The following is a 12,954-nucleotide window of genomic DNA, read 5'->3' on the forward strand; positions in this document are numbered from 1 at the left end:
TTATCAAGAACTTTATTGATGAATTTATTCTCGATAAGAATCATCTGCTGCCACAGAAAATCTATAAATAATAGTGCGTAAGTCCTATATTATCTTATTTATTTTCTCGATGCAGAGTTGTCCCCATCAAAAGCAACCTGATGTTTTAAGATTTATGATTCTTTTAATAAGTCGGGCTTTATTCAAACTTAATACCAATCTTCAAGACATAAAAAACCCACCGTATTCAGGTGGGTTTTAATGATAATTTACCGTTCTGATAAATCAAAATGGTAAGTCATCATCTAGATCTGCTGCAGGCGCTGCTGTTGGAGCAGGTGCAGATTTCGGCGCAAAACCACTCGGGTTATTGTTGCCATAACCGCCGCCCTGATTGTTGTTAAAACCGCCTTGCTGTGGTGCTGAACCATAACCCGATTGCGGGTTATTGCCATAACCGCCCTGGTTGTTGTTCGCCTGATTATTGTTATTAAAGCGTGGCTGGTTAAAGCTGCTCTCGCCCTGATCATTTTGAGGACGGCTAGAGTCTAACATCTGCATTTGTTCACCACGGATTTCCGTCGTATAGCGTTCCTGACCATTCTGGTCAGTCCACTGACGGGTACGTAATGAACCTTCAATATATACTTTTGAGCCTTTACGAAGATATTGCTGCGCAATTTCACCTAAACGGTTATGCAACACGATACGGTGCCATTCCGTTTGTTCTTTACGTTCACCGGTACTTTTATCTGTCCACGAATCGCTGGTTGCGATCGAAAATTGAGTGAGAGAGCCACCATTTGCAAAAGTTTTGGTTTCCGGATCTTTACCCAAAGTACCCACTAAAATAACTTTATTTACACCACGCATTTGCCGTTTACTTCCTATATATTTCTGTATTTTACTTTATAAGAGTTATGCTTAAATGGCTACCTCTTTACCCAACAAGTGCGTTAATTGTTGTCGCGAAGCATCATCAATCTGCTGTTTATCGACTTTTACATAGGCAACTTGCTGTTCAGACATCACCACGACCTCTTCAATACCACGAATCGCCAAAAGCTGAGAAGTCCATTCGTCAGTTTGTCTGCTTTCCGGCAATCGCAGTACCAGCGATGACAGATAACGCGGCTGAGCCAGGCCAAAACTCATCAGCAGCCAGATTATCGCGATCCCTGTCAGGATAGTCCAGCCCATCGAGGTATTGTTCAGCAGTAACAATTGTCCGCCAATCATACCGCCAAAGAATGCCCCTAAAAACTGGCTACTGGCATTCACGCCCATGGCGGTGGCTTTGGACTGGATCGGTGCCGCTTTCGATAACCAGGATGGCAACAGGGCTTCCATCACATTAAAAGCAATAAAGAACAGCCCTAGACCAATCAGTAAGACATATTTGGATTCAAAACCAAATGCCATCACCATCAAACCCAGAATAATACCGGTAATGGCCACCAGAAAAATCGCGCGCATTTTGTGGTATTTTTCTGCCAGGATAATACTCGGAAAAGCAAAAAACAGGCTCAGTACCAACAGCGGCAAATATACCCAGCCATGACTGGAAAGTGGCAGATCAGCAAATTCGATCAGCTGTGAAGGCACATAGATAAACATGGCGGTGAGCAATAAATGCAGGGTAAAGACCGACACATGCAGACGATTCAGATCCCCGATTTTGATTACCTGTTTCAACTGTGCCAGATAGCCCTGCTGAAAGTTTTTATGATGCCGCGTGACTTTCGGCACCATCAACAGCATGGCAATCGCCGCCAGGCCCATCACCGTGGTGACCCAGAATAATCCCGAGATGCCAACCAGACCCGTCAGCCAAGGCCCCAGACTAAAGGCCACCACAAAAGACAGGCCGATACTCATGCCCATCATCGCCATGGCTTTCATGCGGTTTTCTTCACGGGTGACATCTGCCAGCAACGCCATCACCACAGCAGATACTGCACCACCACCAGCAATCGCCCGGCCGATAATCACGCCATAAATGGTGTCCGACATGGCCGCAATTGCACCACCCAGCGCAAATAATAGCAGCCCTAAAACCACCAGTGGCTTACGGCTATAACGGTCCGCAATCAGGCTGAATGGAATCTGCAATAAGGCCTGAGTCAAACCATAGACCCCGACCGCCAAACCGATCAGTGCAGGCGTCGCATATTGATATGCCTGCCCTGCCACAGAAAACACTGGGATAATCATAAACAACCCCAGCATGCGCAGTGCAAAAATACTGCTCAGGGCAAAGGTTGAACGACGTTCTAAAGCATTCATCATAAATTATGGCGATTGGGTTAATTAATCTGGAGCCCAGATTATAGGACATTCAGCTCATTAATAAGACATGAATTTTATTTGAAATAAAGATGATGCCAATCTAAAAACAAAAAAGCGCAGCCGGAGCTACGCTTTTCATTCAGGGACAGCACTTTATTTTTCTAAAGCCGCCTGACGTTTCTTGTACTGAATCGAGGCAAATACTGCCCAGACAATAAAGGCTACACCGATCAGACCAGTCACCACTTCTGGCACATGCAGACCGGTTCCGCTGGCAATCATAATGAAAGCCAGTGCACCGATGGCATAATGCGCACCATGTTCCAAGTAGATATAGGCATCCAATGTGCCCTGCTCAACCAGATAGATGGTCATTGAACGGACAAAGATCGCACCAATTGCCAGACCCAGCATGATGATGACCACGTCTGAGGTAATCGCAAAGGCACCGATCACGCCATCAAAACTGAAGGAAGCATCCAGGACTTCTAGATAGAGGAAACCACCAATACCCGCTTTCACTACACCCGTCGGTACGCCATTTTCATCATGACGAATGGCATTGCCTTCTTCATCGACTTCCGGTTCACCACCGAGCATATGGCTCAGAACCTGCACACCGATATAAATCACGATGCCCCAGATCCCCGCCATAGTCACTGCCAGACGCTTAGCTTCATCGACATTGGCTGCCATAATTAACAAGGCTACCAGTGCGATAAACACCGACATCGCCGGTACATTGGCCAGATTGGACAGACGGCGTTCCACCCGTCTGAACCAATGCGTGTCTTTTTCTTCATCCAGGAAGAAGTTCAGGAATACCATCAACAGGAAAGCACCACCAAAAGCAGCAATCTCAGGATGATGTGCCATTAAACGTGCTGAATATTCTTTCGGATCATTCAGGGCCAGACGTACCACTTCCATAAAGCCCAGATCTGCAGTCACTGCAACAATAACCACCGGGAAGATCAAACGCATCCCGAAGACTGCAATAAGAATACCGACTGTCAGGAACAGCATTTTCCAGAAATGATCCCAACCCCGTAGGACTGAGGCATTGACAACCGCGTTATCAAAAGACAACGACACTTCCATAATCGCCAGAATAGCGGTAATGGTCAGCGCTGTGAGCATGGTTTGCAGGCCTGCGTCAGGACCATGGGTATAACCCCAATATGCAGACAAACCAAGACACACGATCGAAAATGCAATCGAGAAACCAAAATGTTTCAACATACACAACGACCTTGGATAAATTAAATAAATGTATGGCTGCGAGAGAGCAGCAATACGAATAGGAAAAGTTAAGCTAATTATGAAACTTTTAGCGCATAAACCAAAGCACTTCCTGAGCTGTTTTATCTTATTTTCTGTTTTTAAAATTTGCCGATCTTTTAAACAGCCCGATCTTTGCTATAGTGCCGCATGGTTTAACTTGAACTGCGAAGGATTTTCAGCATGAGTTTTTCACAAGAGGTATGGCAACGTAATCTCGGACTTTATCAGAAGACCCTGGCCCTGCCCTTTAATCAGCAACTGGCGCAAGGTACTTTAAGCCGTGAAGCCTTTAGTCATTATGTGATTCAGGATGCGCATTATTTACTGGCCTATGGCCGTGCACTGGCCGTGTGTGCCGCCAAAGCTTTTGAAGCGGACGATGTAATCCAGTTTGCCGAGGCAGCCAAAATAGCGATTGTGGTGGAACGTAACCTGCATGATGGCTTTATGCAGGATTTCGGCATTAGCAAAGAGCAGTTTGAAAATACCCCGCTGACTTTGGCGTGTCATCACTATACCTCTTATCTGACTTCGACCGCCTGGTCGGAAAGCTACCCGGTGGTGCTGGCCTCGTTGCTGCCTTGTTTCTGGATTTATGCCGAAGTTGGCAAAGATATTGTCGACAACTCTGCGCCGAATAATCCGTATCAGGCTTGGGTGGATACCTATTCAGGAGAAGAATTCCACACTGCGGTGCGGAATGTGATTGCGACCGTTGACCGTGTTGCGGCGCGTGTTGATGCCGATACACTAGAAAAAATGCATGCAGCTTATACGCATGCGGCCCGTTTGGAATGGTTGTTCTGGGACAGTGCCTTTGAGCAACGCCAGTGGCCTGGTCTGGATGAATAAGACGGACGAATAAAAAAAGCCCTGTTTAAGATAGGGCTTTTTGGTTATAGCTGATCAAAAAATTTCTACTGTCATAAACCGATCATAAAAACGGCTTAGTCTGAAAAAAACAAGGATAGAACTGGCCGGTACGCTAGACCTAGCTATAAGCCCCAAATTGCCGAACAATAATTGAGAATAATTATCAATTAATAAAATCAATCCCGGAAAGAGGCAGATGATATGCACACTTTAGGCACCGAAGCGATTCGGGCATTTTTTACCCTGCAATGTTGCTGGCTCAATAATGAAGAAATCTATTTGGAACAAGGCTGTCCAGATTGTAGCTCGGCAGCGACTTATCTGATTTACCATACCAACACGCATATCCAGAAACATCTGCTGAAATTTATTGAAAAGTATCGCTGTCATCAGGCGCGACGTAACGATTTGCTCGACCTGGATTTTTTCCAAAAAGACTATGAGGACTTTCTGCACATTCTGGAAAATGAAGTCAATTTTTATGCACGTCTGCATCATGATGTGTCACGTGAACGCTGCTTTGAAGAGATCGAGTCTATCTTTGAACGCCATTATGCAATGGCTTATTAGGTATTGGCCTTGTACATGATCATTGTGAATATTTAGGCAATCGACTACTGCGTTTGTTAATGTTGTGATGAATTGACCAATCACCGACATAACTTGACGTTTAAAATACTTTTATTTGCACTTGAACATTTTTCATCCGGTATCATATAAGGGTTTTTGATGAATATTCTAGGATCCTTGCATGAGCCAAAGCCACATCCGTATTCGAGGCGCACGTACCCATAACCTGAAAAATGTGAACCTTGATATACCACGCGACAAGTTTGTGGTGATTACGGGACTGTCTGGTTCAGGAAAGTCCTCGCTTGCCTTTGATACCTTATATGCCGAAGGTCAGCGCCGTTATGTGGAATCGCTGTCTGCCTATGCCCGCCAGTTCCTCTCCCAGATGGAAAAACCGGAAGTGGATTCTATTGAAGGCTTGAGTCCAGCGATTGCCATCGAACAGAAATCTACCAGTCATAACCCGCGTTCGACCGTGGGTACCATTACCGAAATTTATGACTATTTACGCCTGCTGTATGCGCGTGTCGGTACACCGTTCTGTCCTGAACATGATCTGCCGATGGTGGCACAAACGGTTACTGAAATGGTCGATGCAGTCAAAGCATTAGAAGAAGGCACTGCTCTTTTACTATTAGCACCGGTGGTGCGTGAACGTAAAGGTGAATATACGGCGCTGTTTGAACAGCTACAAAGCCAGGGTTTCGTCCGCGCCCGCGTCGATGGCGAGATCATGGAAATTGATCCGCCACCTGAACTGGACAAAAAGAAAAAACATACCATTGAAGTGGTGGTGGACCGTTTTAAAGTCCGTGATGACTTAGGTAACCGCATTGCAGAAAGTTTTGAAACCGCGCTACGTTTAGGTGGTGATATCGCGATTTTATCCTGGATGAAGGGCGAGCATAACGATCGTGTGTTTTCAGCCAAACACTCCTGCCCGGAATGTGACCGTGCAGTGGCTGAACTGGAACCGCGTTTATTTTCGTTCAACAACCCTTTTGGTGCCTGTCCGGTCTGTGATGGTCTGGGGACCCGCAGCCATTTCAGTGCCGATAAACTGATTCCCAATCCTGAAGTCAGCGTTAGCCAAGGCGCGATTCGTGGCTGGGACCGTCAGCGTCCGTATTATTACAGCATGATCCAGAAAGTCGCCGAGCATTTTGGTTTTTCTCTGGAAACTCCATGGAATGAACTGGATGCTGACACCAAGAAAAAATTTCTGTACGGCACTGGCAAAGAAAAAATTGATCTAAGTTATATCGATGAACGTGGCCGACGTCATAATCGGGTCATTCCTTTTGAAGGGATTTTGCCGCATCTGGAACGCCGTTATCGTGAAACTGAAAGTAATTATGTGCGTGATGATCTGGCGCAGTATTTATCCAATGCTGCCTGTGATGCCTGTGATGGTTCACGTCTGAATGAAATTTCGCGTAATGTGAAAATTCTGGACAAGACCATTGCTGACATTACCCGCATGTCGATCGGCGATGCTGAAAGCTATTATCAGGGTATTCATTTGGAAGGTGCACGGGGTGAAATCGCCGACAAGATTTTCAAGGAAATCCGTGAACGTCTGCACTTTCTGGTTTCGGTCGGCCTGAATTATCTCAGCCTGTCGCGTTCTGCCGAAACTTTGTCTGGTGGTGAAGCGCAGCGAATTCGTCTGGCCTCACAGATCGGTGCCGGTTTGATGGGCGTCATGTATGTGCTGGATGAACCATCAATTGGTTTGCATCAACGTGATAACGACCGTCTGTTACAGACCCTGATCCGTCTGCGTGATCTGGGCAATACCGTCTTGGTGGTCGAGCATGATGAAGATGCGATTCGTGCCGCCGATCATATTATTGATATCGGTCCGGGTGCCGGTGTGCATGGTGGGCATGTGATTGCCGAAGGAACGTATGATGAAATTCTGGCCAATCCGGACTCGCTGACCGGAAAATATTTATCCGGAAAATTAAAAATTGAAGTGCCGAAAAAACGGATTCAACCGCCCAAGCCTGAAGAACAGATCAAGCTGATGGGAGCATCCGGGCATAACCTGAAAAAAGTCGATCTGACTATTCCTCTAGGTATTATGACCTGTGTTACCGGGGTGTCCGGTTCAGGTAAATCGACCTTGATTAACCGGACTTTGTTACCTTTGGCGGCGACCCAGCTCAATGGTGCCACCACTTTAACTTCGGAAAAGTTTGAATCGATTGATGGTTTACAGTTTCTCGACAAAGTGGTGGATATTGACCAGAGTCCGATTGGACGTACCCCGCGTTCCAATCCGGCGACTTATACCGGCCTATTTACCCCGATTCGTGAACTGTTTTCACAGACGCAAGAAGCCAAGGCACGCGGTTATGCTGCCGGTCGTTTCTCGTTTAACGTGAAAGGTGGCCGCTGTGAAGCCTGTGAAGGTGACGGCATGATCAAGGTAGCGATGCACTTCCTACCGGATATGTATGTGCCATGTGATGCCTGTCATGGCAAACGCTATAACCGTGAAACGCTGGAAGTGAACTATAAGGGCAAGAATATTTCAGATGTTTTGCAAATGACCGTTGAAGATGCGATGTATTTCTTTGATGCAATTCCTGTCATTCACCGTCGTCTGGAAACATTACATCAGGTGGGTCTGGGTTATATCCGTCTGGGTCAGTCTGCGACCACGCTTTCCGGTGGTGAAGCGCAGCGTGTCAAACTGGCACGTGAACTGGCCAAACGCGATACCGGTCAAACCCTGTATATTCTGGATGAACCGACCACGGGTCTGCATTTCCATGATATTGCCAAACTGCTGGACATCCTGCATCAGCTACGTGACAAAGGTAATACCATCGTGGTCATTGAGCATAATCTGGACGTGATTAAAACCGCAGACTGGGTGGTGGACTTAGGCCCTGAAGGTGGTTCTGGTGGCGGTATGATTGTCGCAGAAGGTACGCCTGAACAGGTCGCGAAAGTCAAAGCGTCACATACGGGTAAATTCTTGAAGCCGTTGTTGAAATAAAAATCTCCTCCTCCCCTCCTCTTTATCAAAGAGGAGAAATTCCCTCCTTTCGTAAAGGAGGGTTAGGGAGGATTTAAATTTAATAAGAAAAATTATTTGTTCTTTTAAGGTAAATAAATGCGATTTTCAGAACGATATGGCTATAAACCTGTTAGAGAAGTCATTCAAAAAGAAAGTATAGATGATGCTTTAAAAAATGGTTTGTGGAGTGTTTTTCATAGCTATATTTGGAATCGGATTGAACATGGACATAATCAAAGCTCTTTTACCCGTAATTCAAATATATACTCGTTAGTAGAATCTTATTGGCTTAATCTTTTTAAAAACCCTACAGATACCATCCCTCAATGGACATCTGATTCTTTAAAAATAATTAGAGATTACTTTTTTAATTGTGCATGGCACGAAATTTATAGCTTGATTGAAGAAACAATTGAGCACTACCCCTATCAAAGAGTAAGTAATAAAGATTCATTTATAACTAATATCAACAATATGCTAGAGCGTGAAAATAGTGCTTACCGAATTATAAATGACGAAATCATTCCAATAACTTCCGAACAAGAAATTCAATCCATCGAAACTGCTTTAGAAAATACAAATCAATATTTAGGTGTTCAACAACATTTAAATCAAGCTTTAAAACTGATGTCAGATTGTCAAAAGCCTGACTATCGAAATTCGATTAAAGAATCTGTTTCGGCATTAGAAGGTATGTGTCAAAAAATATTAAAGAAGGACAAAGTAACTTTAGGTGATGCAATTGGTCAAATTGAAAAACAATATCCAATACATCCTGCATTAAAAGCCAGTATTAAATCTTTATATGGTTATACATCCGATGCAGATGGTATTCGCCATGCAATGTTAGACGAATCAAATCTTTCTTATATCGATGCAAAATTTATGCTTGTTGCCTGCACAAATTTTATTAACTATCTGATCGACAAAACCAGAGATCATCCAAATTAGATCACATGACTGGCGACATGGATGTCGCCCGTTCGACTGTGCTAAAGGGACTTAGCATCAGTCGAACAAATGCATTTTGCTACTTTTGTGCAGTTCAAAAGTAGAGAAAACAGTCTTTTGAACTAAACCTCTGCCACCGCATTACGTCCTTTGGCCTTTGCTGCAAACAAAGCATCATCTGCATTGGACAATAAAGCTATCCAGGAGCCAGCACCAATGGCAACCCCGATACTGACCGAAATCTGAATCTCGTCTCCTGCTGCAGTCACAATATGACGCTCAGCCACTTCAGCGCGGATTTTATCGGCCACAATCAGTGCCTGCTGCATCTGGATATTTTCAATCAGTACCAGAAACTCATCGCCCCCATAACGCACCAGCAAATCTGTAGCACGGACATTGGCTTGCAAACGCTCGGCCACCAGTTGAATCACCTGATCGCCAATAATATGCCCATATTGATCATTCACCTGTTTAAAATGATCAATATCAATAATCATCAAACAGGTTTGACTCAATTGACCCGGCTGATTTTCCATAAAACGGATATATTCTTCCAGCGCGAAACGGTTCGATAATCCGGTCAAGGAATCGGAATGAGCAATATTCTTTAAACGGAATTCCAGCGCATCACGTTCTTGCAACATCTGTTGCAATTTCTGAATGGCAGCGAATAAGGAATCAGAATGATTCACTTCACGCAGCCGCATATCAATTTTCTGACGACCCGAGTTTTTAGACAAACTCAACAACATGCGGCGTGCCTGAATCAGCGGCAGGAATACCTGTTTACGTGCAAAAATCATGGTTGAAATCGCGGTCAGTAATGAAATCAACGATACCAGTACACTCCAGATCAAACGCTGCATATTGCTGTTCATTTCCTGAATAGCGGCATCTCTGCTGTATTGCAGCAGGTAAGTTTGCAGGTCTACCACAGTCGCAAATTTATCTACCATCGCTTCAGTCAGCTCTGTTCCGCTCAAACGGTAGTCACGTTGCTCCAGACTGTCACTGATCAGTTCACTCACAATCGGTAAGCCTTGCTGAATAAACTCGGTTTCTACCCGTCGATGTAAACGAATGAACTCCTCTGTTTTATCTTGAACAGGCTGAATGGTATCAATCAAGGCCCACAAATAACGCACCTGATGTTGGGTCTGTAAAGAACGGGTAATATTTTCAGTGGGAAGCGGCGCTTCAAAAGTCACATGCGCCATGATAGACGATGCGACACGACCAGCCTGATCACGTAAATCAGATAAAAATAAAATCTGGCTAATATAGTTATTCAGATGGGTCGATGAGCTATCTGAAGCCACCGCCACGTCACGCAAAAGTTCACGGCAACTTTCCCAGGCAGCAAACATGGCCAGAATTGCCTGATCAAGTTCTTGTGCACTGCGTTGCTGACGTGGCATCCGGGTATAGGCATCAACCTGTGCACGCCCATTTTTCAAACTACTTTCAAGCTGTGAAAGTTGCTGACTCAGGTTGTTAAACCCGACCTCCGTCAATACATCCGCGGTCTGGGACAATTGCCTGTCCACCTGCTGTCGATAGCTGATTAACTCTTGCTGATGCTGGGCAAATTCCTGTACCGAACTGGACATGGCTTTATTGGCAGGCGCACGCTCGCGCGAAATTTTATTTGCCAGATCAGCGACCTGTTGCAAGGCATTCAGTTGTTGATAGGTTTGTTTGGATTTTAAATAACTTTGACTGCTACTCACAATTAAGGGAATACAGATGCAAAGCAAACATAAAATAATAATCGACATCGACCAGTACAAACGTTTACTGATCCACTCAGAGCGTAAGGTATTCATGCTGTTGTATTACGCCCCAATATGACAAGCAAAGCTAAATAGATTGATTATTATACAAATAAAACAGGATGGTCTTAAAGCGTTTAGTCTTACTTAACTTATGTTTTTAATGAATTTTTATCATCTATTATTTTTCAGATACTTAAGTTGGTTCATTTGAACCTTTAATGCAGGTTTTCGTGACCATAGCTCTCTATAAAGTCTTACAAAAACAAGGGAGTTTAAGCAGCTAAAAAAATATAAAAACTTGCTTTCTGCACTATTTACACCTGCAACAAATAGGTGCATAATGCACCGCATTAGGGCGAGTTAAATTATTCCTCAGCAGATATTTTAGTTTACCCGCAAATTTTGGCGAAAAAACCCCGATTTTCTATGAAAATTGGGGTTTTTTTTAGCTATTGAATTTTAGACCTACATTTTTACTTTTTAATATGCACTATTTTGGTGCTTAAAATTATTATAATATTTCTTCTTATCATCTTTTTTAATTAAAGGTTTTTCAGAAACGGAATGATCCGAAATAAAAAATGCTGGACAAAAAAAGCCCAACCTTGGGGAAAGCTGGGCGATAAAACAAAAAATTGTGGAGAATCAGGCTAAATCACTATAAAAGTGTGAACTCTAACTTGATTTTCATATTATGTAAAATTCCCCTCAAAATGTAAAGCCGATTGCTCCAGTCAAGATTATAAAACATGCCCATTTAGCTCAAAAAACAGACACCTATTCTAAGATCCAAGCTGATGATGCTTTAAAATCAAGCAATCCAATCAAAGACCTGATGCGCCAGACATTTTGCACTTCTTGACACATTTATGAATTAACTCACCCATTATTAATTGTTTTAATAGATAAATATATTATAATTAATCGTATTAATTGATTAAAATAACAACATAATTTCTCCTTAATCTTTAGTCCCGATTCTATATTTAAAGTCTAGATTTTTGTTATACAAGAGTTTTTATATAAAATAGCTTCGGAGCCTAATACTTGAATTTTACACAAAATTAATACAATGATTTAGCTTAAAAAAATAGCGATTTCGAATTGGATTGACTTAATAAATTGTTACAATACAATACGTTTTATGTTGTACATCTTTTGTAACAAAATGGTAAATATCATGAAAAAACTAGGTTTAGCCACTGCTGTATTATTAGCGATGACCGGTGCTCAAGCATATCAATTCGAAGTTCAAGGTCAGTCAGAGTACATCGACAACACTGCAAATGACAAAGACTTCACTGGCGCTGTTCAAGGTACTTACTACTTCAAAGATGTAGACGCTTCTAAAGGTCCTTTAGCTGAAGCTGCTTTCCTGAACCAAGCTTCTAATGTTGCTCTAGCGTATAGCTATGGCGAAAACGGTCAAGAAGAAGCTGGACGTTCACGTACTGTAAATCATACTTACGGCGTAAAAGGTGAAGCTTACGTTCCAACTTCAGTTGTGCCTGTTTATGCAAGCGCTTCTTATAGCCATACCATTGCTGATAGCAAAACTGCTAACGCAACTGACGATCAAGGCGACCGTTATGCATTAGAACTTGGTGCTTTAGTTGCTCCTAACTTCTTAGTTGCTGTTGGTTATACCAGCGTTGCTGACCAAGCTTCTTTAGATGCATTCAATATTGTGTCTAACGGCGTTGCTAAAGCTGCTCTTGAATCTGCAACAATTGCTGATAAGACAGATGCGATCACTGCACGTACTAAATACGTTGGTGCAATCGACGGTACTAACATGTCAATTGGTTTTGAAAGCGGTTTAGTTTATGGTGAAGATACTGCCTACAACTTAGGTACAACTCTTTTCCTTAACCCACAGTTAAGCGTTGGTGCTTCTTATATGGAATCTAGCTTTGCTGGTTCTCCAGACAAAGCTTGGGGCGCGAACGTAAACTACTTCATTACTCCTGCTGTTGCAGTTGGCGCATCTTATGTAAATGCAAATGCTGAAGGCCAAGCACTGGATACACAAACGATTGGTGTAAATGCCAAATTCCGTTTCTAATTTCTGATTAGATTCTGAATCAAAAAAGGACGCATATTGCGCATTGCTGTCCCACAATTTTTCACAAGAGGAAGCTCATTTGAGCTTCCTCTTGTTTTATGGGTATTTTATCGGGTGAAAATAAAGCTTTT

At 43.3% G+C, this 12,954-nt stretch carries 9 protein-coding genes; 5 read left to right on the forward strand and 4 right to left on the reverse strand.

Annotated features, from left to right (window positions below):
- Window positions 1-264: 264 nt before the first annotated feature.
- From ssb to NI466_RS14780, 3 genes are all read right to left on the reverse strand, one after another.
- A complete protein-coding gene (gene ssb / locus NI466_RS14770) occupies window positions 265-852 on the reverse strand; it encodes a single-stranded DNA-binding protein (RefSeq protein ID WP_004281391.1) in 588 nt (195 codons plus the stop codon).
- Window positions 853-903: 51 nt separating this feature from the next.
- Window positions 904-2,268 carry an MFS transporter gene (locus NI466_RS14775; protein WP_016807025.1) on the reverse strand — a complete coding sequence of 455 codons (1,365 nt, stop codon included), beginning with the start codon at window positions 2,266-2,268 and terminating at the stop codon, window positions 904-906.
- 153 nt (window positions 2,269-2,421) lie between these two features.
- A complete protein-coding gene (locus NI466_RS14780; protein WP_253146659.1) occupies window positions 2,422-3,510 on the reverse strand; it encodes a DUF475 domain-containing protein in 1,089 nt (362 codons plus the stop codon).
- Between the two features lie 222 nt (window positions 3,511-3,732).
- Between NI466_RS14780 and tenA the strand changes: the two genes are divergently transcribed.
- The 4 genes from tenA (at window position 3,733) to NI466_RS14800 (ending at window position 8,980) form a co-directional block, all read left to right on the forward strand.
- The gene (gene tenA, locus NI466_RS14785) at window positions 3,733-4,404 is read left to right on the forward strand and encodes a thiaminase II (protein ID WP_253173939.1); all 672 of its coding nucleotides are present in this window, start codon (window positions 3,733-3,735) and stop codon (window positions 4,402-4,404) included.
- 222 nt (window positions 4,405-4,626) lie between these two features.
- Window positions 4,627-4,995 (forward strand): hypothetical protein, encoded by a 369-nt coding sequence (locus NI466_RS14790; protein ID WP_004729209.1) that lies wholly within the window; start codon window positions 4,627-4,629, stop codon window positions 4,993-4,995.
- Window positions 4,996-5,176: 181 nt separating this feature from the next.
- Complete coding sequence (gene uvrA / locus NI466_RS14795; protein ID WP_253173940.1) at window positions 5,177-8,008, forward strand: excinuclease ABC subunit UvrA; 2,832 nt, start codon at window positions 5,177-5,179, stop codon at window positions 8,006-8,008.
- A gap of 117 nt (window positions 8,009-8,125) precedes the next feature.
- Window positions 8,126-8,980 (forward strand): AbiJ-NTD4 domain-containing protein, encoded by an 855-nt coding sequence (locus NI466_RS14800; RefSeq protein WP_253173941.1) that lies wholly within the window; start codon window positions 8,126-8,128, stop codon window positions 8,978-8,980.
- A gap of 122 nt (window positions 8,981-9,102) precedes the next feature.
- On the opposite strand, the gene NI466_RS14805 is transcribed toward NI466_RS14800, so the two are convergent.
- On the reverse strand, window positions 9,103-10,809 hold the full coding sequence (locus NI466_RS14805) for a GGDEF domain-containing protein (protein ID WP_253173942.1): 1,707 nt from the start codon (window positions 10,807-10,809) through the stop codon (window positions 9,103-9,105).
- Between the two features lie 1,117 nt (window positions 10,810-11,926).
- Between NI466_RS14805 and omp33-36 the strand changes: the two genes are divergently transcribed.
- On the forward strand, window positions 11,927-12,823 hold the full coding sequence (gene omp33-36, locus NI466_RS14810; RefSeq protein ID WP_290446027.1) for a porin Omp33-36: 897 nt from the start codon (window positions 11,927-11,929) through the stop codon (window positions 12,821-12,823).
- Window positions 12,824-12,954 lie beyond the last annotated feature (131 nt).

It is taken from the genome of Acinetobacter lwoffii, assembly GCF_024129595.1.
GTDB lineage: Bacteria > Pseudomonadota > Gammaproteobacteria > Pseudomonadales > Moraxellaceae > Acinetobacter > Acinetobacter lwoffii_O.